This window comes from Erythrobacter aureus, from assembly GCF_003355455.1.
In the GTDB taxonomy this organism is placed as follows: Bacteria; Pseudomonadota; Alphaproteobacteria; order Sphingomonadales; family Sphingomonadaceae; genus Qipengyuania; species Qipengyuania aurea.
In genome coordinates, this window is the sequence record NZ_CP031357.1 from 2597408 (window position 1) to 2620428 (window position 23021).

Here is a 23021-nt window from a genome sequence, read left to right on the forward strand (position 1 = left end):
GCACCCCCAATCTCATCGAAAGCGAGGTAGTGGCTGCAACACGTACAGGTCATGTGATCGCCATCGCCCAGGTCCAATGCGATGGCGCAGGCTGCCTTCTGGAAAAACTCTTCGTCGATCCCGATGCCATGGGGCTGGGTGCAGGACGTAGGCGGTTCGAATGGGCAGCATCTGCCGCGCGTCGCATGGGCGCTACCGAGCTGATCGTCGAAGCCGACCCCGACGCCGGTTCGTTCTACCTCGCAATGGGATGTGCAGTGCCGACAGAGCCCCGTCTGGATCGATATCCGGATGGAGCCTGCCGCGCTTTGTTTCAGACTTGGGATAGCGGTTAACCGGCAGTGCGATACTGCCCTGCTGTAATAAACTCACCGAAACTCTCACACCACACGACGACGGTGGTGAAATCCTCGATATTGATGCCCTCGGGTACATCCAAGACGAACCCATCATAGCTTCTTACCTCGCCTATCCGGACCGCCTCGGAACGAGCCGCCTCGAACTCGGCCTCGTCCGCGACGAATTCACGGGTCAGATAGACCTTATAATCCGGCCCCGGCGCTAGCTCGCCGATGTGCGAAATTGTCTCCGGGCTCAGGCTGATCCTACCCTCGCCCCAATGCAGGCTGTCACTACCGCGCAAATCGCGGCTTAGCGTGGCACTGTAGGACGCGGTTTTAGCCGCCTGTTCGAGGACCGCCACGTCGGGCGCATCTTCAGCCGTCAGAATCGGGAGGGAATAGACCCCGAGCCCGAAGCCAAGACCAAGCGCGGCGATATGCGTAGCTGCAAGAACAATTAGGCGTTTCATATGGGCTTCCCTAGGTGTCTTGTGTGTATAACAAAGCCGCATTCGGCCCGAAGGCCAGCATGGTTACACCTATATGGGAATGCGGTGGGGATTCTGTTGCTAGGCTCCCCAGGCCCCCGGAATCCGCTTCTGTTGCCCGGTGGGTCCGACCGCGCTTTAGCTTTGTAAGATCAGGCCGTTAGGCCGTCAGATTACGCAGCAAGAGCGAGTGCTTCATTGTCATTGGCACTTGTGTGTTTTGAACAGTTTTACGGGGTACTCAGCCCGGGCGAAAACACTGTCTTTCAGCACACGTCGATCCTAGTTCGGCCCCGTCAAAAACCGCCCTTTAACAGCGGGTTATGGTGGAGCCGCCGGGTACTGCCCCCGGGTCCGTTGTACCTATTACACAGCGCCATTTATCGCCATATCCGGTCGAAACCGGCAGATCCCATATAGCGATTCGAGGCTTAATGTGAAGTGAGCGGGCTTGCGTAGATGGTCCGTGGTCGCGAAACGGCGCTGCACAAGCCCGCTTGTATCGAGCCCCACTCTATCCCATAGGGCCTTTTTCGGGCGCGTAATCGGGCCGCGCGGCACGCAATTCGTCGCGAATTTCCTTGAGCAGATCGAGTTCGGTTGGGCCGGAAGGTGCGGCTGGCTTCTCTTCCTCGAACTCGGCCATTACCTTCTTGGCATAACGTACCAGCAGGAAGACGATGAACGCCAGGATAAGGAAGTTGATGACTGCGGTGATGAAGCTTCCATAGCCGATCATCGCAGCGCCGGCTTCCTGCAAAGCGGCGTAATCATCCATCGCCCCTTGATAACCTTCAGGTACGCTCAGGAGGATGAAATAGCGGCTGAAATCCGCTCCTCCGAAGATCGCTCCGACCACCGGCATGATGATCTCGTCGGTCAGCGACTTGACGATCGCTCCGAAGGCCGCGCCGATAATCACCGCGACCGCGAGATCCATCACATTGCCCTTGGCAATAAATTTCTTGAATTCTTTAAACACGTGGACAGTCCCCTAACCCTTGTGATCGGCCTCATTCCTGCCATGGCCGCATTCCCGTCACAAGAACGCGTTAATCTTGATTGCCCGCCAAGGTGTGCTATCTAAGCAAGACACATTGACCAATTAGAAGGAACGTTCATGAACCGCCTGGCTGCATTTCGCACCTCCATCGTCGCTGCCGCGGCACTTGCGCTGTCAGCCTGCGGGATCAATTCGGTCCCGGCTGCCGAGGAAGCCGCCAAGGCCAAATGGGCAGACGTCGAAGCCGCGTTCCAAGAACGGGCCAATCTCGTCCCCAATCTCGAACAGATCGTAATGAGTTCGGCCGAGCAGGAACGTGAGACGCTCCAATCGGTAATTCAGGCCCGCGCATCAGCCACACGCCCCGAAATCCAGCTCGATGGCGACGATCTCGGAGATGCGGACAAAATGGCGCAGTATCAGGAAGCGCAGAACACATTCGGCGGTGCGCTCTCGCGCCTGATGGCCAATGTCGAAGCCTATCCCGAACTGCGCAGCCAGGAAAATTTCGGCCGCTTCATGACGCAGATCGAAGGGCAGGAGAACCGCATCCGTGTTGCAATTCGCGATTACAACGAAGCGGTCCGCCAGTATAACACCACGATCCGCACCTTCCCCGATACGATCGGCGCGAACATCATCCATGGCGCGGAACCGATGGTTCCCTACGAGGCGGTGACGCAGGGCGCGGAAGTCGCACCCGAACTCAACATGCGTTCGGATAGCGACGCCGCGAACTGAACGGCGCGACGATGCGCATGATTGCACGTTTAATCCTGCCGGTAGTGGCGGGGCTTGGCCTCCTCGGCGGCTTTGCCCTGCCCGCTGCCGCGCAGACCTTCCCCGAACGCGGCAGCGCGCCGGTCGTCGACGCGGCAAACATCATCGATGATGCCACCGAGGCTGCGCTGACGGAAAAGCTTGATGCGTTCGAGGAACGTAGCCAGCGGCAGTTCGTGATCGCCACAATTCCCGATCTCGAGGGATACGACATTTCCGATTACGGCTACCGACTGGGCCGTGAATGGGCGCTTGGCGACAGCGAGAACGATGACGGCATATTGCTTATCGTCGCACCGAACGAGCGGAAAATGCGTATCGAGGTCGGCTATGGGCTCGAAGGCATTATTCCAGACGGGCTCGCCTTCGAATATGTGGAGGGCATGAAGCCCTTCTTTCGCGACGGCGATTATTCGGGCGGTATCGCCTGGGGCGCGGACCAGATCATCACCCAGCTCGAACTGCCGCCCGAGGAAGCCGCACGCCTGGCGCAAGAACGCAGCGAGGCGCGCGAGAGCGACGGCGGCTTTCCCATTGGCGCGCTGATCTGGCTCGGCTTCATCTTTTTCTTCTTCATCCTGCCGATGTTCGGCCGCGGACGTCGACGGCGCTATCGCCGCAGCGGTATTGGCGGCGCGGTGGGCGACATCATCCTGTGGGAAGCCGGAAAGGCGATCGCCCGTGGCCTCTCGGACGACGACTGGGGCGGCGGTGGTGGCGGTTTCGGCGGCGGAGGCGGCGGCTTTGGCGGCTTCTCCGGCGGGGGTGGCAGTTTCGGGGGCGGCGGCGCCTCGGGGGGGTGGTAATGGGCTATTTATCGCAAGCCGATCACACAATCGTATCCGACGCCGTGGCCGAGGCCGAACTGACCACGAGCGGCGAGATCGTCACCGTGTTGGCCGACCGCAGCGACGGCTACGGCGATGTCGTGCTGGTCTGGGCAGTCGCCCTATCCTTTTCGGCGATGAGCCTGTTTGCGATGGTCCCGCAACCCTTCATGGATTTATGGGACTCGCTGGTAGGCGGGTGGACGCATGTGTGGACTACGGGCGAGCTGGCTACCATGACCATTTCGCTAGGGCTGCTGGCCTTCGCACTTGGCTGGCTGCTGCTGAGCTGGGACCCGTTGCGTTTCGCCCTTACCCCCAGTCCGGTGAAATCCGCGCGCGTGCATGCGCGGGCAATCAAACATTTCAAGGTCGGCGCCGAACGGCGCACCCACGGCCGCACCGGCGTGCTCCTCTATCTCTCGATGCGCGAGCACCGCGCCGAGATTGTCGCCGACCAGCCGATCGCCGAAAAGGTCCCGGCAGAGGTCTGGGGCGAAGCGATGGCGGACATGCTGGCGGAGATCAAAGAGGGCCGCATTGCGGAAGGTCTCGCAGCCGGTGTGCGCGACGTAGGCAAGGTCCTGTCCGAGCATTTCCCGCGCGCCGAGGACGACCAGAACGAATTGCCGGACCGGCTGATCGAAGTCTGATCGCCCAGCCCGGGCGAGGGACCATTTGCCTTTCCTACTGCGCTGCGATTTGCCACGAGGATGGCGAGGGCCCTGACGCGTCTCCGGGGGGGGGGGGGCGCCTCGGTCGAAGTGTCACCCGGGCGATACCGGATGAAAAATGTCCAATTTCAGAATGTTGAAAGGAGAATGCCATGGGTGACACGGTGTCGCCTTTGTCACCCAGTCTGACGGTGCCCGATCATGACGCGGACGAGGAGATCGTCTGGCAGGGCAAATTCCTGACTACTTGCAAGCGCGGTCGCTGGGAATATGTGACCCGTCCGCGTGGCGTACGCGCTGCTGTCATCCTCGCGGTCGAGAACGGCCATGTCCTGCTGGTCGAACAGTACCGCGTACCGCTGGGCAGAAGCTGCCTCGAACTGCCCGCCGGCCTGATCGGCGACGAGACCGAGGGCGAAGCACCGCTCGCCGCCGCGGCCCGCGAGCTGGAGGAAGAGACCGGCTATCGCGCAGCGCGGCTGGAGGATTGCGGCGAATTCTACTCCTCGCCCGGCCTGCTCGGAGAGAGTTTTACCATGGTCCGCGCGCACGATCTGACCAAGATCTCCGAAGGCGGCGGGATCGAAGGCGAGAACATCACCGTCCATCGCGTAGCGCTGGCCGATCTGCCCAGTTTTATCGTTGCCAAACGAAACCAAGGTTGCGGGATCGACGTACGCATGCTCCTGTTGCTCGGACAAGGGATTCTGGCAGGAGAGTGACAATGACTGGACGGTGTGCGGGCAAACTCGCCCTGGTAACGGGGGCGGCCCAAGGCCTCGGGCGCGCGCATGCGACGCGGCTTGCCGAAGAAGGCGCGCGGGTGCTGTGCACCGATATCAACGGCAAAGGCGCGGCGGAGAGTGCAGCGCTGATCAACGATGCTCTGGGCGATGGCACGGCCTTTTCGATCGCGCATGACGTCACCGACCCAGCGGCATGGGAAGCGGCGGTCGATGCGGCTCGCGAAAACCTGGGCGGGCTCAACGTGCTGGTCAATAATGCCGGGATCGGTGTCGCGGGCAATATCGAGACTTGCGATTTCGACGACTGGAAGCGCTGTTTCGCGATCAATGTCGATTCGATCTTTCACGGCTGCCAGAAAGCGTTGCCCCTCATGCGCGAACATGCGCCCGGGTCGATCGTGAACATTTCGAGCATTGCCGGGCTGATCGCCAGCGATACCATGCCTGCTTACAATGCCAGCAAGGCATCGGTGTGGATGCTGTCCAAATCGATCGCGCTGCACTGCGCCAAGAATAACATGCAGATCCGCTGCAATTCGGTGCACCCGACCTTCGTCGATACGCCAATCCTCGATGGCACGGCCAAGCACCACAATCTCGACAAGGGCGTGCTGCTCGACAAGCTGGCGCGGCAAATCCCGCTGAAATTCGTCGGCGAACCCAATGATATCGCCAACGCTGTGGTCTATCTGGCGAGCGACGAAAGCCGGTTCATGACCGGCGCCGAGCTGAAACTCGATGGTGGGATTTCGGCGATGTGATTTTCAGGGGCCGGAATCACAAGAGGGGCCAGATGGCCCTCCCGGTTCTCTTTCAGTTCTGGTGGGCACGGCCGCCCGTATGAAAACCGGGTCGGTCTGGCGAGTGGCCATGCTCAGTCGGCAATCAGGGCGATTGCCAGATAGATCAGGATGAAGCTGCCGAAGCCGAGCAGCGTCCCTGCGACGAAGCCCAGGCGGACCCAGGTGGCATCGATGCCGAAATAGCGGGCGATGCCGGAGCAGACCCCCATCAACTTGCCGCCGGTGCGATCGAGCGTGAAGCTCTTGGCCGGACGAACGGCGTGGTCGGTTTCGCGGAATTTCAGGTCATTCATGCTATCAGTCCATTGGGCGAGGCGGGGATGATGGCCGTGGCGAAGAAGGCTGTCGACAGGGCCAGTGAGAAGGCAGCCGCGAAAAGCCTGCTGCTGTTTTCGTGAGAGAACATATTTCCTTTCCTTCGGGTTTTAGGTTGGGCGGCCGGCGGACCGATCAGGCGACGAGGCCGGCGGGGCTTGCGGGGATGATGGCTGCGGCCATGAACATCGCGGAAACGCTGAGAGCGAAGACGGCGGCGACAGCGCGGTTGCTGGCATAATCGAAGATGGACATTGGTAACTCCTTGAACCTTGGTTTGTTTTCCCGGACCATCCGGGATGCCCAATACATTGCAATCGGCGTGCCAAACTCAAGAAACCGCAGAAAACAGCCATTCCCGCCTGAACTCCTCCGTCCACCTTCGTTCAGCAATCCGAAAGGTTGGGAAATTTCACCAATTGTTGGAATGACGCCTTTCGAGTGGCGGCAAGAGGCAGCGCGCGCTATCGCGCGTGGCATTCTATGGCGCTCGACCGCATCTCCCTGACCGATTTCCGCAATCATGCCGCGACCGAACTGGGCGAGACCGGCCAGTTCAACCTGCTGGTCGGCGAGAACGGTGCGGGAAAGACCAACATTCTCGAGGCACTCTCGCTGCTCGCGCCCGGCCGTGGGCTGCGCCGCGCCGCAATGGCAGATATGGTGCGCGGCGATAGTGAGACCGGCTTCGGAGTGGGGGCAAGTCTCGTACAGGGTGACGAAACTGTCCGTCTCGGCACCTATGCGGAGAGCGCCAATCCGGGACGACGACGCGTACGGATAAACGGGGCGGAGACCACCGCTACCAGTCTCGGCGAATGGCTCGCCATTACCTGGCTGACCCCGGCAATGGACGGTCTGTTCACCGGGCCGGCGAGCGACAGGCGACGCTATATGGACCGCCTCGCGCTCGCACTCGATCCCGCCCATGCGACCCATGCCGCCCGCTACGAGGCCGCGCTACGCGAACGCAACCGCCTGCTATCCGACATGCGCGAACCCGAAAGCGCTTGGCTCGATGCCGTCGAGGCGCAGATGATCCAGCATGGTTCCGCGCTGATGCAAGGTCGCGCGCGACTGGTCGAAACGCTCGCCGTGCGCCTGGCGGAAATGCCGGCCGAGCCCTTCGCCCGCCCGGCTCTCACCTATAATCCGGGCGCGCCCGATCATGTCGACGGGCTCAGCCAGGCGCTTTACGACAATCGCGGGCGCGACCGGGCCGCGCAGCGCACTCACGAAGGTCCCCATCGTGACGAGCTCGACGTGATCCACGCGGCCAAGCGTGTTTCTGCGGCGCAAAGCTCGACCGGCGAACAGAAGGCGATGCTGGTAGCCATGACGCTGGCGCATGCAGGGCTCGCAGCGCAGGGACGCGCGGGCCTGCTGCTGCTCGACGAGGTGGCAGCCCATCTCGACCCCCTACGCCGCGCGGCGCTGTTCGAGCAGTTGCGCGGCAGCGGAGCGCAGGTCTGGATGACGGGCACCGAACCGGCACCTTTCAGCTCGATCGCGGAAGAAGCAGCGATCTGGCGGGTGAGCGGCGGAGCCGTGGAGCGCGTCTAACCGACCGGCGGCAGCGCCGCTTCGACATCGTCCACCGTATCCTCGACCAGCTCGGTGATACCTTCGGCGGTGGGATGGATACGATCGTCGAGAAACAGGCTCTGGTCCTCGTAAATGCTCTCGAGCCAAAAGGGCACCAGCCCCACACCGTATTCGCGCGCGAGTTCTCCATAGAGGCTATCGAACTGCTGCTGGTACTCCGCGCCATAATTGGGCGGCGAGCGCATGCCCATAAGCAGGACGGGAATTTCGCGGCCCCGCAGCTCTTCCAGCATGGCTTCGAAATTGGCGCGCGTCTGGTCGGGCTGGATGCCGCGCAGCATATCGTTGCCGCCCAGTTCGAGGATCACGAGGTCGGGCTTTACCTTTTGCGCGTCGAGCGTGAAGGCAAGCCGCTGGCGACCGGCTGCACTGGTATCGCCCGATACACCGGCATCGATGACGCGCGCATTGATGCCCCGCCCGCGCATCGCATCTTCGAGCTGCTCGGGATAGCCCTGCTGCTCCTCCAGGCCGTAACCCGCAAACAGGCTGTCGCCGAAGGCCAGGATACGGCGCTCTGGGCCGTCGACCACGATGTCGGGAGCAGCAGCCACATCGCCACCCGTTGCCTCGGGCGCTTCCGCAACATCCTCGACGCTGCCGCAGGCAGCCAGTGAGAAAACGATAAGTGTAATCGACAAATGCCTTAGCCGCATCGGCGAGTTTCCTTGTGCAAGCCTGGACCCCATGCCATCGCAGCCTCGTGACGAACTCTCAAGCCGCGATTTCCGCCCGCAACCTCACCCTCACTCTCGGCAGTAGCGAAGCGCCGGTCGATATTCTGCGCGGTATCGACCTCGATATCGCGCTAGGCTCGACTGTGGCGCTGCTCGGCCCGTCCGGTTCGGGCAAAAGCTCGCTCATGGCCGTGCTGTCCGGCCTCGAACGCGCGAGTGGCGGCACGCTGACGGTCGCGGGCGAGGATTTCGCCACGATGGACGAGGATGCACTGGCCCACGCCCGGCGCGGCCGGATCGGGATCGTGCTCCAGGCTTTCCACCTGCTGCCGACCATGACTGCTCTGGAAAATGTGGCCACACCGATGGAACTGGCTGGTGAGAACGATGCTCAGGACCGCGCGAGGACGGAACTCGAAGCGGTAGGCTTGGGCCACCGGCTCGACCATTACCCGCAACAGCTTTCAGGGGGCGAGCAACAGCGCGTTGCCATCGCCCGTGCCATCGCGCCGCGCCCCGCCCTTATTTTTGCCGACGAACCCACCGGCAATCTCGATGCCGCGACCGGCCACGAAATCGTCGAGCTGCTCTTCGCCCGCCGCGCGGAAACCGGCGCGACACTGCTGGTTATCACGCACGATCCGGAGCTGGCCGAACATTGCGAGCGCGTACTCCAGCTCGCCGACGGGCGTGTCGTCAGTGATACGCAGTCGGCCAAGAGCACCGCATGAGCTGGGCCACCGCCTGGCGTATCGCGCGGCGCGATCTCAATGCGCGTTTCCGCGGCTTGCGTCTGCTGCTGGTTTGCCTGTTCCTGGGCACCGGTGCGCTTGCCGCGATCGGATCACTCACCGCAGCGATCGAGCGCGAGATCGAATCCAATGGCCGCGAATACCTCGGCGGCGATCTACAGGTCGAACTCTGGCAGCGCGGTCTCGACGAGGAGGAGCGCGCTGCACTCGAGGAGCTTGGCGATGTTTCCGCTGGCATCCGCATGCAGGCAATGGCGCGCTTTGGCGAGCAGGCCGCCCCGATCGAATTGAAGGCAGTCGATGCCGCCTACCCGCTCTATGGCGAACTGACGCTGGAAGACGGCCGCTCGGTCGGCCGACCCCGCCCGGACGAGGCGTGGTTGTCTCAAGGTGCGGCAGACCGCCTCGGCGCGGCACCGGGCGACACCATTGCCATCGGCACCGAAACGCTGGCCGTCGGCGGTATCGTGGCTAATGAACCCGATCGGTTGAGCGAAGGTTTCCAGCTCGGCCCCACGGTCATCGTGGCGGAAGACATGCCGATGCGCGGCGGGTTGATCGCACCGGGTTCGATGTACCAGACCAAGACCCGGGTCCGCTTCTCGGGCAATCAGGACATCGGTGATGCGCGCGAGGCGCTCGAGGAACGGTTCCCCTCGCAGGGCTTCGATATCGACACGGCCGAGCGAGCCGCACCGGGCACCGACCGTTTCGTCGACCGCATGGGCGAATTCTTGACGCTGGTCGGCCTTGCCGCACTGGTGATCGCCGGGATCGGAATCGGCGGCGGCGTGACATCCTATCTCGATGCCCGGCGGCAAGGTATCGCCACGCTCAAGATTCTCGGCGCTTCCAGCAGCGATATCGCGCGCATTTACGCCTTGCAGATTGTCGCCGCCTCGCTGGTCGGCAGTGTGGCCGGGATTGCCGTTGGCGTGGCTCTCGTGCCCCTTCTGGCAACCGCGCTAGACGGACTGCTACCGGTTTCCAGCGGCCTCATCCTAGATCCTGGCGCGATCCTGCTGGCGCTGGCTTATGGAATGCTGGTAGCGCTGGTATTCGCTGCCCCGCCCTTGCTGCGCGCACGCCATTTTCCCGCGATGGCTCTGATGCGCGCGCGTGTCGCCCCACTGGCACGCGATCCGCAAGCCTTGCTGGTGGTCGGCAGTGGCCTCGCCGCCATCGTCGCGCTCGCATTGCTAACGGCCGAGAATCCGATGCTGTCCGGCGGGTTTCTCGCCGGGGCCGCTGCGGTGCTGACCCTCCTCGCGTTGCTCGGCCTGGGTATTCGCAAACTCGCCGGTGCCCTGCCCCGCCCCAAAAGCCCCATCGCCCGCAATGCGCTTGCCAATCTGCATCGGCCCGGTTCGTCCACCGGCGCGTTGGTCACGGCGCTCGGCTTCGGCCTTGCCGCTTTCGTATTGCTCGCCGCCGTCCAGAGCGCGATCGACGGGAACATTGCCAAGCGCGTACCCGACCGTGCGCCCGACTATTTCGTGCTCGACATTCCGCGCGACCAAGTCACCCAGTTCGAGACACTGGTTCGCGAAGCCGATCCCGATGCGAGTTGGCGGACCGTCCCGGCGCTGCGCGGTTCGGTGCTCGCCTTCGGGCCAGAAGGCGCCATGACCCGCACGCTCGACCTCGAGGAAATCCCCGACGGTGCCTGGGCGCTGCGCGGCGAACGCGGGCTGACCTATGCGGATACGCTTCCAGAGGGCAACGAGCTGAACCAGGGACAATGGTGGGGTCCTGCCTATGACGGCGAACCGCTGGTTTCGGTCGACGAGGAATTCGCCGCGGCCGCCGACCTGGAAGTGGGTGACATGCTGACCTTCGGCGTGCTGGGTATCGAGCGCACAGCGCGGATCGCGAACACCCGGCGGATCGACTGGGAAAGCATGGGCTTCAACTATGTCTTCGTGTTGAGCCCCAATGCAATTCAGGACGCACCACACAACCTTGCGGCCACGATCGAACTCAGTCCGGGTACGCCGACGGGGCCGCTGCTCCAGGCGCTGGTCGCGGCGCTTCCCTCGACTTCGGTGATCGAGGTCGGCGGCGTGCTCGAGCAAGCGCGCACCATCCTGGAACAGGTAGGGCTTGCCACACTGGCTGCGGCAAGCGTCGCCGTTCTGGCGGGCCTCGCCGTTCTGCTGGGGGCGATCGCCGCGGCGCGCGCTGCACGCACTTACGATACCGTGGTCCTGCGCGTCCTCGGCGCCGACAGAAGGCAAGTGCTGGTCATGCAACTGATCGAATACGTCGTTCTGGCAGGCGCGCTCGCGCTTGTGGCGCTCGGCATCGGCAGCTTCGCTGCCTGGCTCGTTGTCACCCAGTTGTTCGAATTCGACTGGCTACCCGATTGGGGCGTGGTGATCGCCGTTCTCGGGCTCGGGATCGCAATCGTCCTGACCTTTGCTATCGGCGCCTCGCTGCCGCTGCTACGGGCCAAACCGGCGCAGGCGCTGCGGGCGCTCTAACCGCTGTCGGCGATCTGGTAGCAGAGGAGCGGAAGGCTCCTTCCCGGAATCGATGCCGAAGAAATGTGCCCGGCATCGACCGCCCCCATCCGACGGTAGAAGTCAGCGGCCTGCGGATCGGCGGCAATGTGCATCGTCTGTCCGCCCCTTGCGCCGACCGTTTCCACGGCCCAGGCGAAGAGCTGCCCACCGATGCCTCTACCCATGGCAGGCGGATCGACGAACAGCTTCTCCAGTTCCCAATTTTCGCCCTCGCTGATCACTTGCGCGACACCCGAGAGCACACCGCCGTCGCACATGCCGACTGACAATCCGCCCTCCAGGTCGGTAGCGCTGAGGGTCAGTTCGTCCCGGCATGCTTCCATAAAGGCCGCATCGTAACCCCAATATGCCTTGGGCCGCCGACACAGGGAGCTGGCGTCTTTCAATTCTTCCTTGATCGAGGGTCGAATGGCGGCAGGCATGGCGGTATCTCGCCGTTCCACCCTCTTTAGGCAAAAGAAAAGGGGGCTCGAAAGCCCCCTTCCCCGTTTCGAATTGCCTGGTCCGATCAGAAGCGGAAGCGTGCCGCCACGCCATAGGTTCGCGGCTGGTTCGGATAACCCGAAATCGCCTGGCCCTGCGCCACTGCCGGGAAGACAGTGGTGATGTAGCGATCGTCCAGAAGGTTGCGACCCCAAACGGTCAGCTCCAGCCCCATGTCGAAGGCGTAGGTGAGCGATGCGTTGAGGTTGTTGACTTCCCGCTTGAAAGCGGCAGCCGCTGCACGTGCTGGACCGAAGTCACGCGCGCCGGTAGCAGGGTCGACCACGATGAAGTTGGTCAGTCCGTTCACGACTTGCACCGGCGACTGATAGGAGAAGTCACCACGCAGGATGATGCGGTCGCCATTGGAATTGACTTCCTTGTCGTACTGCGCGCCGAAGACTGCCGAGAGTTCGGGTACGCCCGCAACCGGCTCGCCCGACAGATCGCCGACCGGCGAAGCGACGAAGCTGTCGTACTTCGCATCGAGATAAGTCATCGCGACGCTAAGCGTCAGTTCGTTGCTTGCGTAGAATTGGCCGTCGAATTCGACACCAAAGGTTTCCTGCTTGCCCGCATTCGACAGGATGAAGGACGTTCCGGTGAAGGTGTTCGCCTGGAAGTCCTTGATCGACTGCTGGAACACCGTCAGGTTTGCCGCGGCCCGGCTCCAATTGCCCTTAATCCCGACTTCGTACACTTCCGAATTCTCGGCATTGGCAAAGCGGGTTCCCGGCCGCAGATTGGTGACCGCAAGGCCCTGTGCCCGAAGCGCGGCGAAATCGGCCGGAAGCGGACGGCTGTCGCGCGACAGGTTGAAGCTCGGCGCCTTGTAGCCGGTCGCCCAGCTCGCATAGACGTTGAGCGTCGGGGTAACCTCGTAGGCGAGGCGGACGTTCCAGCTCCAGTCGTCGTCATTGGTCGAGCAGTCTTCCACCGCGTTCGGGCAGTTCTGCAGCGGCGGCAGGAACTGGAACGGGGTAAGCGCCAGCAACGAGTTGACCGCGGGATTGGTGTCGTTCGCATCGGCGAAGGCCTGCACACCCGCCGAGACCTGTGCGAAGGCAGCCGGATTGCCGCCGGCAAAGGCACCGATTTCGGCTTGCGTTGCCGGGCGACCGAGGTCGAGCAGCGTACCGACCTGGGTTGCGAGACCCTGAGCGAAAATCGCGCGGTTGCCCGATGCCACCAGATCGACGTTCGAAAACACATCGGTGCTCGTCGAGTTGGTCACGATCTGCTTCTTGTCCTTGGTGTAGTTCGCACCAAGCGTCAGGACCAGTCGATCGGTGATCTCGAAATCGACATTGCCGAAGATCGAGAACGCTTCGTTGTCCTGCACGATGTTGTTGAAGAAGCCCTGACCACTTGCGAAGAACTGGCCGGTATAATCGGTGCCGTCGAGTGCCGACAGCGTGGCTTCGAGCGAGTCGACAGTCTGTGTACCGCCGGTCGCGCCCTGCAGCAGCAGATTGGCGTAGGGGCGGAAGCCGTCACCATAGACGATTTGGTCCGACGTATCGACGCGCTCGTCGAAGTAATAGCCGCCGATCAGGAAGTTGAGCGGACCGTCGAAGTCCGAGGCGATCCGCAGTTCCTGCGTGAAAGTGTCGATGTCGGCATCGCCGATATTCGCACCGCTAACCGCATCGAGGCTGGTGAAGTCGACATCCTGATCCGCCATCAGGCCGGTCTTGCGATAGGCGGTGATCGAGGTCAGCGTCAGAGCACCGAGTTCATAATCGATCTGGCCCGAAATACCGTAATTCTCGACCTCGTTGATCGGATCGACATCGGTGAAAATAACGTCGCCATCGGGATTGTTGCGAAAATCGTTGACCTGTCCGCCGAGCAACTGGATCGCACCGATCTCAGCCGAAGGCGCGACATTGATCACGCCGCAGCAACGCTCTTCGATCTTGTCGTAATCACCGATTACGCGAACACGCAGCGGGCCGCCATTATCGAACAAAAGCTGGCCGCGAGTGAACCAACGGTCGCGATCGTTGATATCCTGGCCGTCGACGCCATTGGTGAGGAAGCCATCGCGCTTGTTGATACCACCGCCGAAGCTGACGGCGAAGGAATCGGTTATCGGGCCGGTCACGTAGCCCTTGGCCACGATAGCGTCGAAATTGCCATAGCTGGCCTCGACCATGCCGCCGAAGTCGAATTGCGGTTCCTTGGTCACGATCGAGATTACGCCGGCGCTGGCGTTCTTGCCGAACAGGGTCGACTGCGGGCCGCGCAGAACCTCGACCCGCTGAATGTCGGGAAGGTCGGAAATCTGCGAAACAGCGCGGCTGCGATAGACGCCGTCGACGAACATCGCGACCGACGGTTCGAGGCCGATATTGTTACCGTCGGTGCCAAAGCCGCGAACCGAAAAGCTGGTCGCGAACGAGCTCTGGTTCTGGCTGACGCGCAGCGATGGAACCACGGTGGCGAGATCGGCGACGTCGCGGATCTGCGCGCGCTCGATGGTCTCGGAACTGGTCACGCTCACGGCGACCGGTGTTTCCTGCAACGTCTGTTCGCGCTTGGTCGCGGTGACGACGATGACATTGTTACTGGCGGGTGCCTCGACTTCTGCCTCGTCTGCACCGGCGTCCTGCGCCTGTGCGGTGGCGGGTACAACCAACCCGGCAGCACTGGCAAGCAAAGCGGTACGAACGGTCGCGGCGCGGCCGAAAGTAATGAATTTCATGAAAGGTCCTCTTCTCTCAAGACGTATTCTGGTCTGTTGCGCAGTCCCCAAAAATACGCAAGCGAAGGCGAGTTACCAGACCAGCATGACCTCTCAAGTATTTAGCCGACGAGTGTCATAGCTCATCCGACGACTGTGCCTTTCGCGTTACACCGGATGACCTTGCCGCAGTGCAGCAACTCGGCTAGGGGCGCGCCCGGAACGCGTCACCTGCTCCGTGCACCGACGCTACGGCACCCTGATTAGAAAGCAAGCATCCATGTCCCGCGACCTGCGCAACGTGGCGATCATCGCCCACGTCGACCACGGCAAGACCACTCTCGTCGACCAACTTTTTCGTCAGTCGGGCACATTCCGCGAAAACCAGCGCGTGGAAGAACGCGCGATGGATTCGAACGATCTGGAGAAGGAGCGCGGGATCACGATTCTGGCCAAGTGCACCAGCGTCGAATGGAACGGCACCCGGATCAATATCGTCGACACGCCCGGCCATGCCGACTTCGGCGCCGAGGTGGAACGCATCCTCAGCATGGTCGATGGCGTCATTCTGCTTGTCGACAGCGCCGAAGGCCCGATGCCGCAGACCAAATTCGTTACCGGCAAGGCGCTGACGCTTGGCCTCAGGCCCATCGTGGTCGTTAACAAGATCGACCGCTCCGACGCCCGTCCGCAGGAAGTGCTCGATGAAGTGTTCGACCTGTTCGCCTCGCTCGACGCCAATGACGACCAGCTCGATTTCCCTTCGCTCTGGGCCTCGGGTCGCGATGGCTATGCCAGCGACGACGAGCACGCCCGCGAGGGCAATCTCGAGCCGCTGTTCAAACTGATCGTCGACCACGTGCCCGCGCCGGGGCTCGATACCGAAGCGCCGTTCAGCTTCCTCGCTACCCTGCTCGACCGCGACAATTTCATGGGCCGCGTGCTCACCGGTCGCGTCCAGTCGGGCAAGCTCAACGTTAACGACCCGATCCATGCGCTCGACGCCGACGGCAATGTCATCGAAGTCGGCCGCGCGACCAAGCTGCTCAGCTTCGACGGGCTCGACCGCGTGCCGGTCGAGCATGCCGAGGCGGGCGACATCATTGCCCTCGCCGGTCTCGAAAAGGCGACCGTTGCGAACACCATTGCTGACCCAAGCGTGAAAACGCCGATCGAAGCCCAGCCGATCGATCCGCCGACGCTCGCCATGCAGTTCTCGGTCAACGACAGCCCGCTCGCGGGCCGCGAAGGCAGCAAGGTCACCAGCCGCATGATCCGCGACCGCCTCTACCGCGAGGCAGAAACGAACGTCGCCATCCGTATCACCGAGAGCGCCGACAAGGACAGCTTCGAAGTGGCCGGGCGCGGCGAATTGCAGCTCGGCGTGCTCATCGAGACGATGCGCCGCGAAGGCTTCGAGCTCGGCATCAGCCGCCCGCGCGTGCTGTTCCGCGAGGAAAACGGCCAGCGCATGGAGCCGTTCGAAACGGTCGTCATCGACGTCGACGACGAACACTCCGGCACGGTCGTCGAGAAAATGCAGCGCCGCAAGGCCGAGCTGACCGAAATGCGCCCCTCGGGCCAGGGCAAGACCCGCATCACCTTCTCCGCCCCCAGCCGCGGCCTGATCGGCTACCACGGCGAATTCCTGTCCGACACGCGCGGTACGGGCATCATGAACCGCCTGTTCGAGAAGTACGACACCTATCGCGGGCCTATCGAAGGCCGTCAGAACGGCGTCCTCATCTCGATGGTCCCCGGCGAGGCAGTGGGCTATGCGCTCAACGCACTGGAAGACCGCGGCGAGTTGTTCATCCGCCCGCAGGCGAAGATCTACGAGGGCATGATTATCGGCGAGAACGCCAAGCCCGACGATCTCGAAGTCAATCCTATGAAGTCCAAGCAGCTGACGAACTTCCGTTCGACGGGCAAGGATGACGCCATCCGTCTGACCCCGCCGCGCGTCATGACGCTGGAGCAGGCGATTGCCTATATCGACGACGACGAGATGGTCGAAGTCACGCCGGAAAGCATCCGACTGCGCAAGGCGATTCTCGATCCGCACGAGCGCAAGCGGGCAAAGCGCGCCGCGCAGGCATAGTCGCGCACCATCAAGCCGAACGAAAAAGGGCCACCGCAAGGGTGGCCCTTTCCATTTCAGACGTCGCTAACGCTCAGAAGCGGAAGTTCAGCGTGGTGCGGAACGAGTGGATCGCCAAGTCGGAGTCCGACGGGCGCAGACCCGTTTGGCCCGAATCGAGCAGGAACGGGTTTGTCGCGGGGGCCGTACCGGGACCGACCAGTACATAGGCATCGTCGTCGTCATAGCGCGAATAGAGATATTCGAGCCCCAGCGAGATATTGTTGGTCAGGTAAAGTTCGCCGCCGGCACCGATCTGACCGCCCAGCTGCCAGTCGTCATCATCCGTCATGGTAAAGGAGTTGGCGCCATTGGTGGTGACGAAATCATGGTCGATGTCGGCATAAGCGAGACCGCCCGTCACATATAGCAGACCACGACCACTGCCCGGCGAGATACCGAGGCGTCCACGCAGCGCGACCGATTTGTCGAGCTCGCGCACGAAGGTGTAGCTTGCCGGAGTAGTGCTGAACCCGCTCGAATACTCTTTCGAGTCCGACATCGCTCCTTCGACGAGCAGGCCGGCTACGAACGGACCATCACCCACACGCTTGTCGATGCCGAGGCGCACACCATAGCCGAAGCGCGACTTATCGTCTCCGCAACCATCGATGGCACGCGAACCGTTGGCAATCCCATTGCAGAAGCCGGGGCTGAAGGCGTTTGCGCCGGTGGTGGTACGAACGACATCGTCATATTCGCCATCTCCATCGGTGTCGAAGACGATGCCATCGTTCGCCCCGTCATCGATCGCATCGAGCCCGAAGCTACCACCGATATAGAAGCCATCAAAGAAATCAGGATCAGCATCCTGTGCAAGAGCAGGGTGAGCGAAAGTACCCGCGAGAAGCGCGGTGACCAGAATTGTCGATTTTTTCATTGAAATACCTTTATTTTGCATGGACCCTGTTTGCCGAAGAGACGCGCGACAAGGAAAGGCGTTCCAAAGGCTTTTGCGAACCAAATGAAACCGTCGCAAAATTGCCACAGACATGGCTGCGCTACGCAAAGAATGACCCACAATGTGGTATTCTAGGCTGCGGTGGTCAGCGCAGGTTCAGTCTGTTAGGTGCCGCACCATGCAGACGGGAACATATATTTCACTCGCCTTATACTTTATTCTCATGCTCGCGATCGGTCTCTGGGCCTGGAAGCGTTCTACCGACACGAGCGAAGGCTATCTGCTCGCTGGACGCAATCTTTCTCCTTCGGTCGCGGCACTGTCCGCAGGCGCATCGGATATGAGCGGTTGGCTGCTGCTCGGCTTGCCCGGCGCACTTTATGCCAGCGGCCTGGTCGAGGCGTGGATCGGTATCGGCCTGTTCATCGGTGCGCTGGCCAACTGGTTCGTGGTCGCCCCGCGCCTGCGCGCGCAGACCGAAAGCTATGGCAATGCACTGACCATTCCCGAATTTCTCGCCAACCGCTTCCCCGATAAGGCAGTGGCGCTGCGGGTTATCTCCGCCTTGATTGTGGTGGTCTTCTTCGCAGTCTATACCGCCGCGGGCCTGGTCGGGGGTGGCAAGCTGTTCGAAGCGAGCTTTGCCAGCGCTTTCGGCGATGTCGGGATAAGCGATTATATGCTCGGCATCTGGATTACAGCCCTGGTAGTGCTCGCTTATACCATGGTCGGCGGCTTTCTGGCCGTCAGCCTGACCGATTTCGTCCAGGGTCTGATCATGGTTGTCGCCTTGGTGGTGATGCCGCTGGTGGTGATGTTCGGCGACGGCGGCAGCGCGGGCGGCTCGCTCACCGATGTCCCGGTCGAAGGGTTTCTCAGCCTAACCCACGGGCTCACCTTGCTGGGTTTCATCAGCGCAGTGACCTGGGGTCTCGGATATTTCGGTCAGCCGCACATCATCGTGCGTTTCATGGCGATCGATACGGTCGAGAAAGTCCGTCCGGCGCGCAATATCGGCATGACCTGGATGGGCGTGGCGCTACTCGGGTCGATCGGCATCGGCATCGCAGGTCGCGCCTTTGTCGAGCGCAACGGACTGGTGGTGGACGATCCGGAAACGATCTTCATCGTGCTCGCCAACCTGCTGTTCCATCCGCTGATCACCGGCTTCCTGCTGGCGGCCTTGCTGGCGGCGATCATGTCGACCATCAGCTCGCAGCTACTGGTCGCCTCTAGTTCGCTGACCGAAGACTTCTACAAACTGTTCTTCCGCCGCAACGCGTCGGAACGCGAAAGCGTCAATGTCGGCCGCATTTGCGTCGCCCTGGTCGCCTTCGCGGCTATCGCCATCGCGAGCGATCCCGACAGCCAGGTGCTGGGGCTCGTCGCCAATGCTTGGGCCGGTTTCGGTGCGGCTTTCGGCCCGCTGATCATCCTTTCGCTGACATGGGACCGGATGACAGGCGCAGGCGCAGTGGCAGGTCTCGTGACCGGCGCGGCAGTGGTGATCGCGTGGATCGCATTGGGCTGGAACGCCGCTCTGCCTGGCATGGATGCCGGACTTTACGAAATCGTTCCGGGCTTCATCGCCGCCTGGTTCGTCATCTGGTTGGTCAGTAAGGCGACCGCCAAAGGCGCGCGGCCCTTGCCAGCCTGACCCGGCTTCGCCACACCGTCTCCCGATAGGAGGAGATGGACATGCGAACGATACTGGCGGGCGTTGCTGCCCTCGCCCTGACGACCAGCCCGGCGACAGCACGAGAAGCGGAAGAACGGCCCACTGTCGAGGAGCAAATCAGTGGAGGCGGGCGCCCGGTGGGAGCCAACTGGGCACGCAGCCCGGTCATTGCCCAACACGGCATGGCGGCAACCGCGCATCCGCTGGCGACGCAGATCGCGCTCGATATCCTCAAGGCGGGCGGTAATGCAGTCGATGCCGCCATCGCTGCCAATGCGGCGCTCGGCCTGATGGAACCGACCGGCAACGGAATCGGCGGCGATCTCTATGCGATCATCTACGATCCGAAGACCGGCAAGCTGCACGGCATCAACGGGTCGGGGCGCAGCCCCAAGGGCCAGACGCTCGGCCAGTTGCTCGAAAAGCTCGACGGGGCGGACGCCCTGCCGCCGGTTGGCCCGTTACCGGTCACGATCCCCGGCACGGTCGATGCGTGGTTCGCCATGCACGAAAAGTTCGGCAAGCTGTCAATGGCCGACAACCTCGCGCCGACCGTACGCTATGCCCGCGAAGGCCACCCGATCGCGCCGGTGATCGGTATGTATCTCGACCGCGCTCTGCGGGCCTACTCTGCCCGGCAAGAGGTCCATCCCTTCGAATTCGATAATGCCCGCAAGGTCTGGTTCGCCGACGGTGCCGCGCCCGAAGCGGGCGAGCTGTTCAAGAATCCAGACCTTGCCACAACGCTGGAGACCATCGGGCGCGAGGGACGCGATGCCTTCTACGACGGCGCCTTGACCGAGGTGATGGTCGGCTATTTGCAGGAGCAGGGCAGCGCCTTCACGCGGGAGGATTTCGCCAGCCACACCAGCGACTGGGTCGAGCCCGCCTGTGCGGAATACAAGGACGGCTACGAGCTGTGCGAGCTGCCGCCGAACGGTCAGGGTTTCGCCGCGCTGCAAATGGTCAACATCCTCAAGAATGTGGACCTTTCCCAATGGGAGCGCGGCAGCCCCGAAGCGCTGCACTACATGGTCGAGGCCAAGCGGCTCGCTTATGCCGATGTCGCGCGCTTCTATGCGGACACCGATTTCGCGCCCTTCCCCGAGGAGCTGCTGAGCGAGGAGTACGGCCGCCAACGCTTTGCGCTGATCGATCCCGCCAGGGCCACGCCCGAATTCGAGCCCGGTGAACCCAAGCTGGAGGGCGAGGGTGACACCACCTACCTCACCGTAGTCGATGGCGACGGGCTGATGGTCAGTCTCATCCAGTCGAACTATCGCGGCATGGGCGGCGGGCTGGTCGCGCCGGGTACGGGCTTCATGTTTCAGGATCGCGGCGAACTGTTCAGCCTCGATCCGGCGCATCCCAATGCCTATGAGCCCGGTAAGCGCCCCTTCCACACGATCATCCCGGCCTTTGTGAAGAAGGATGGCAAGCCCTATATGACGCTGGGCCTGATGGGTGGCGGGATGCAGCCGCAGGGCCACGTCCAGATCCTCGTCAATATCGTCGATTACGGCATGAACCTGCAGGAGGCGGGCGATGCGGCGCGCTTCAACCATGATGGCGGTCGTCAGCCGACCGAGCCGTTGACGGGGTCCTCGGCCGATCCGCTCGGCACACTCCACGTCGAACCGGGTATTCCGGCCGAAACGATCGCTGCGCTGCGCGCCATGGGCCACAAGGTAAAAGTGGTCGATAACGGCATCATGTTCGGCGGATATCAAGCAATCGCCCGGGATCCGGAAACCGGCGTGCTTACCGGGGCGACGGAGATGCGCAAGGACGGGCAGGCGAGCGGCTATTGAGGGAGAGCAATGTGGCGAAGGTGACCGGTTTGGGCGGGGTCTTTTACGTAGTGAAGGACCCCGCCGCGACGCGCGCATGGTACCGCGACACGCTGGGTATCGATGGCGAATACGGACCGCAGCTCAACTGGTCGGAGGAAACGGGGGACCAGCCCTATTCCCTGATCAGCCATTTCCCAGACGGGGAATATATCAAGCCCGGTATCGGTGGATTCATGATTAATCTGCGCGTGGACGACTGCGATTCAATGGTCGCGCAGCTAAAGGATAAGGGCGTCGAAATACTCGGCCATGTCGACGAAGGTTACGGGAAGTTCGCCTGGATACTCGATCCCGATGGGGTAAAGATCGAATTGTGGGAACAGCTTCGGGCACCCGAATAGGCCAGGAATTCGACCGATCACGCTTGCCCCGAGGGCGTTAGCGGGAAGTTAACCATGGCTGCGAAATAATGCGTGCCATGCGACTGCGGCTCGCCTTCTCTATCCTCGTCCCCCTCGCCTTGGCGGGATGTGGCGCGGTTCCCCCAACAAAGCCCGCCGAACGGGGCGCGCGGACGGCCGGTTCGGCACCGATCAGCGTCACCCGGCCGGACGCCCGGCAATGCCACGCCGAACTGGGGCAGACAGGTTCGCGCTTCGCCCCGCTGCCCGACAAATACTATGGTGCCGGATGTTCGACCACGAATAGCGTAAGCCTCGAAGGCGTCGGCGGTGATCGCCACCAGTTCGCGGTGACCAATCTCGGCGCCGTGGCTTGCCCGCTTGCCAATAGCTTCGCCGCATGGGCGCGTTTCGGCGTCGATCGCGCTGCTCAGCAAATCCTCGGCAGTCCACTGCAGCGGATCGAAACGATGGGTAGCTATTCCTGCCGCAATGTTGCCGGAACCGCCCGGCGCAGCGCACATTCGCGCGCTGAAGCCGTCGACGTAGCGGCCTTCGTACTAGCTGACGGGCGCCGAATTTCGGTCCGATCAGGATGGAATGCCTCGCAGGATGAGCGCGAATTTCTCCGGGTTATTCACCGCAGCGCCTGCAAACGTTTCGGCACCGTGCTCGGCCCAGACTACAACAAGGCGCACCACGACCATTTCCATCTGGAGCATGGCGGCGGAAGCTATTGCCGCTAGTGTCGAACCGGCCTATCCATTCGTCATCAGGGCTTCGTCCACGAGATGCGCTTCGAGTTGAAGCTTGACTGCCTGCGCGGTGCGATCCGTTTCCAGCTTGGTCATCAGATTGGCGCGGTGATTCTCTACCGTTCGCGGACTTATGTTGAGTTTGCGCGCGATTGCCTTGCTGCTGCAACCTTCCGCAAGCCAATCGAGCACTTCCCGCTCGCGCGGCGATAGGCTGGCGATCCGATTGCGGGCCTCGACTATCCGGCGCCGGGCACGGGCATAGGCATCCGCCTCTCGAGAGATGCGTTTGACCGATTGTGCCAACCGCTCGGGCTTCATAGGCAGCGCAATATAATCCAAGACGCCTGCTTTCACCGCTTCCACCACGCTGAGCGGACGCGGGCGCGGAGCGGTTGCGATGACCGGCAGCCATCGACCCGTTTCCGCCAGTAATTCCAGGACCTTTGAAGCGCCGCCTTCGGCTGGATCATCTCTAGCGAGGACGATACCGTCTTCCGGCGGACGTTCCATGAATTCCGCTATGTGCGCATAGGTTTCGCAACGGTACCCCAGTTCGAAACCCAGCCGGGCCTGCTCCGCCCTGCTGCGACTCGAGCCTCCCACGATATGGAGAATTGGGTCATCGCTCATGTGCAATGCCTTAGG

Annotated in this window: 24 protein-coding genes and 1 other RNA gene; 14 read left to right on the forward strand and 11 right to left on the reverse strand. The window is 62.3% G+C overall.

Annotated features, from left to right (window positions below; translation table 11 throughout):
- The first annotated feature begins 29 nt into the window (after positions 1-29).
- Complete coding sequence (locus DVR09_RS12760; protein WP_162814968.1) at positions 30-335, forward strand: GNAT family N-acetyltransferase; 306 nt, start codon at positions 30-32, stop codon at positions 333-335.
- Here the strand turns inward: DVR09_RS12760 and DVR09_RS12765 are convergent.
- The 3 genes from DVR09_RS12765 to mscL all read right to left on the reverse strand — a co-directional run bounded on the left by DVR09_RS12765 (position 332) and on the right by mscL (position 1811).
- On the reverse strand, positions 332-811 hold the full coding sequence (locus tag DVR09_RS12765; RefSeq protein WP_115417253.1) for a DM13 domain-containing protein: 480 nt from the start codon (positions 809-811) through the stop codon (positions 332-334). The genes DVR09_RS12760 and DVR09_RS12765 overlap by 4 nt on opposite strands.
- Positions 812-929: 118 nt before the next feature.
- Positions 930-1274, reverse strand: a transfer-messenger RNA (tmRNA) gene (gene ssrA, locus DVR09_RS12770).
- A gap of 69 nt (positions 1275-1343) precedes the next feature.
- On the reverse strand, positions 1344-1811 hold the full coding sequence (mscL, locus tag DVR09_RS12775; protein ID WP_115417254.1) for a large conductance mechanosensitive channel protein MscL: 468 nt from the start codon (positions 1809-1811) through the stop codon (positions 1344-1346).
- A 138-nt stretch (positions 1812-1949) separates the two neighbouring features.
- On the opposite strand from mscL, the gene DVR09_RS12780 reads away from it, so the two are divergent.
- The 5 genes from DVR09_RS12780 to DVR09_RS12800 all read left to right on the forward strand — a co-directional run bounded on the left by DVR09_RS12780 (position 1950) and on the right by DVR09_RS12800 (position 5620).
- Positions 1950-2573 (forward strand): LemA family protein, encoded by a 624-nt coding sequence (locus tag DVR09_RS12780; protein WP_115417255.1) that lies wholly within the window; start codon positions 1950-1952, stop codon positions 2571-2573.
- Between the two features lie 11 nt (positions 2574-2584).
- Positions 2585-3418, forward strand: coding sequence for a TPM domain-containing protein (locus DVR09_RS12785; RefSeq protein ID WP_174223750.1), 834 nt, complete (start codon positions 2585-2587; stop codon positions 3416-3418).
- On the forward strand, positions 3418-4092 hold the full coding sequence (locus tag DVR09_RS12790) for a TPM domain-containing protein (RefSeq protein ID WP_115417257.1): 675 nt from the start codon (positions 3418-3420) through the stop codon (positions 4090-4092). The genes DVR09_RS12785 and DVR09_RS12790 overlap by 1 nt, the downstream gene beginning before the upstream one ends.
- Positions 4093-4265: 173 nt before the next feature.
- Positions 4266-4835, forward strand: coding sequence for an NUDIX hydrolase (locus DVR09_RS12795; protein ID WP_115417258.1), 570 nt, complete (start codon positions 4266-4268; stop codon positions 4833-4835).
- A 2-nt stretch (positions 4836-4837) separates the two neighbouring features.
- Positions 4838-5620 (forward strand): SDR family oxidoreductase, encoded by a 783-nt coding sequence (locus DVR09_RS12800; protein ID WP_115417260.1) that lies wholly within the window; start codon positions 4838-4840, stop codon positions 5618-5620.
- Between the two features lie 113 nt (positions 5621-5733).
- On the opposite strand, the gene DVR09_RS12805 is transcribed toward DVR09_RS12800, so the two are convergent.
- Genes DVR09_RS12805 through DVR09_RS12810 form a run of 3 tightly spaced genes read right to left on the reverse strand, consistent with a single transcriptional unit; the run spans position 5734 to position 6232 of the window.
- Positions 5734-5955: a PspC domain-containing protein gene (locus DVR09_RS12805; RefSeq protein ID WP_115417262.1), complete on the reverse strand. Its 222-nt coding sequence runs from the start codon at positions 5953-5955 to the stop codon at positions 5734-5736.
- Entirely contained in the window at positions 5952-6068 is a 117-nt protein-coding gene (locus DVR09_RS17435; RefSeq protein ID WP_194294739.1) for a recombination protein F, read from the reverse strand. The genes DVR09_RS12805 and DVR09_RS17435 overlap by 4 nt, the downstream gene beginning before the upstream one ends.
- Before the next feature lie 44 nt (positions 6069-6112).
- Positions 6113-6232: a recombination protein F gene (locus DVR09_RS12810; protein WP_115417264.1), complete on the reverse strand. Its 120-nt coding sequence runs from the start codon at positions 6230-6232 to the stop codon at positions 6113-6115.
- A 228-nt stretch (positions 6233-6460) separates the two neighbouring features.
- Here DVR09_RS12810 and recF point away from each other — a divergent pair, with 228 nt between their 5' ends.
- Entirely contained in the window at positions 6461-7540 is a 1080-nt protein-coding gene (recF, locus tag DVR09_RS12815; RefSeq protein ID WP_115417266.1) for a DNA replication/repair protein RecF, read from the forward strand.
- On the opposite strand, the gene DVR09_RS12820 is transcribed toward recF, so the two are convergent.
- Positions 7537-8223: an arylesterase gene (locus tag DVR09_RS12820; protein WP_234041447.1), complete on the reverse strand. Its 687-nt coding sequence runs from the start codon at positions 8221-8223 to the stop codon at positions 7537-7539. The two genes, recF and DVR09_RS12820, sit on opposite strands and share 4 nt — an antisense overlap.
- Before the next feature lie 62 nt (positions 8224-8285).
- On the opposite strand from DVR09_RS12820, the gene DVR09_RS12825 reads away from it, so the two are divergent.
- Positions 8286-8990, forward strand: coding sequence for an ABC transporter ATP-binding protein (locus DVR09_RS12825; protein WP_115417270.1), 705 nt, complete (start codon positions 8286-8288; stop codon positions 8988-8990).
- Complete coding sequence (locus DVR09_RS12830) at positions 8987-11494, forward strand: ABC transporter permease (RefSeq protein WP_115417271.1); 2508 nt, start codon at positions 8987-8989, stop codon at positions 11492-11494. Before DVR09_RS12825 ends, DVR09_RS12830 begins: the two co-directional genes overlap by 4 nt.
- Here DVR09_RS12830 and DVR09_RS12835 read toward each other — a convergent pair.
- Together DVR09_RS12835 and DVR09_RS12840 are read right to left on the reverse strand one after the other, a co-directional pair.
- Positions 11491-11958 carry a GNAT family N-acetyltransferase gene (locus DVR09_RS12835; protein WP_115417273.1) on the reverse strand — a complete coding sequence of 156 codons (468 nt, stop codon included), beginning with the start codon at positions 11956-11958 and terminating at the stop codon, positions 11491-11493. The genes DVR09_RS12830 and DVR09_RS12835 overlap by 4 nt on opposite strands.
- 86 nt (positions 11959-12044) lie before the next feature.
- A complete protein-coding gene (locus tag DVR09_RS12840) occupies positions 12045-14726 on the reverse strand; it encodes a TonB-dependent receptor (protein WP_115417275.1) in 2682 nt (893 codons plus the stop codon).
- Between the two features lie 259 nt (positions 14727-14985).
- Here DVR09_RS12840 and typA point away from each other — a divergent pair, with 259 nt between their 5' ends.
- Positions 14986-16806, forward strand: coding sequence for a translational GTPase TypA (typA, locus tag DVR09_RS12845; RefSeq protein WP_115417277.1), 1821 nt, complete (start codon positions 14986-14988; stop codon positions 16804-16806).
- 73 nt (positions 16807-16879) lie between these two features.
- Here typA and DVR09_RS12850 read toward each other — a convergent pair whose 3' ends face one another.
- Entirely contained in the window at positions 16880-17725 is an 846-nt protein-coding gene (locus DVR09_RS12850) for an outer membrane protein (protein ID WP_115417279.1), read from the reverse strand.
- Positions 17726-17924: 199 nt separating this feature from the next.
- Between DVR09_RS12850 and putP the strand changes: the two genes are divergently transcribed.
- The 4 genes from putP to DVR09_RS12870 all read left to right on the forward strand — a co-directional run bounded on the left by putP (position 17925) and on the right by DVR09_RS12870 (position 22364).
- Positions 17925-19403: a sodium/proline symporter PutP gene (putP, locus tag DVR09_RS12855; protein WP_115417281.1), complete on the forward strand. Its 1479-nt coding sequence runs from the start codon at positions 17925-17927 to the stop codon at positions 19401-19403.
- Between the two features lie 41 nt (positions 19404-19444).
- Positions 19445-21235 (forward strand): gamma-glutamyltransferase, encoded by a 1791-nt coding sequence (gene ggt / locus DVR09_RS12860; RefSeq protein ID WP_115417961.1) that lies wholly within the window; start codon positions 19445-19447, stop codon positions 21233-21235.
- Positions 21236-21246: 11 nt separating this feature from the next.
- A complete protein-coding gene (locus DVR09_RS12865; RefSeq protein ID WP_115417283.1) occupies positions 21247-21618 on the forward strand; it encodes a VOC family protein in 372 nt (123 codons plus the stop codon).
- Between the two features lie 68 nt (positions 21619-21686).
- Positions 21687-22364, forward strand: coding sequence for an extensin-like domain-containing protein (locus DVR09_RS12870; RefSeq protein ID WP_234041448.1), 678 nt, complete (start codon positions 21687-21689; stop codon positions 22362-22364).
- A 12-nt stretch (positions 22365-22376) separates the two neighbouring features.
- Here DVR09_RS12870 and DVR09_RS12875 read toward each other — a convergent pair whose 3' ends face one another.
- The gene (locus tag DVR09_RS12875) at positions 22377-23006 is read right to left on the reverse strand and encodes a response regulator transcription factor (RefSeq protein ID WP_115417286.1); all 630 of its coding nucleotides are present in this window, start codon (positions 23004-23006) and stop codon (positions 22377-22379) included.
- Between the last annotated feature and the right edge of the window lie 15 nt (positions 23007-23021).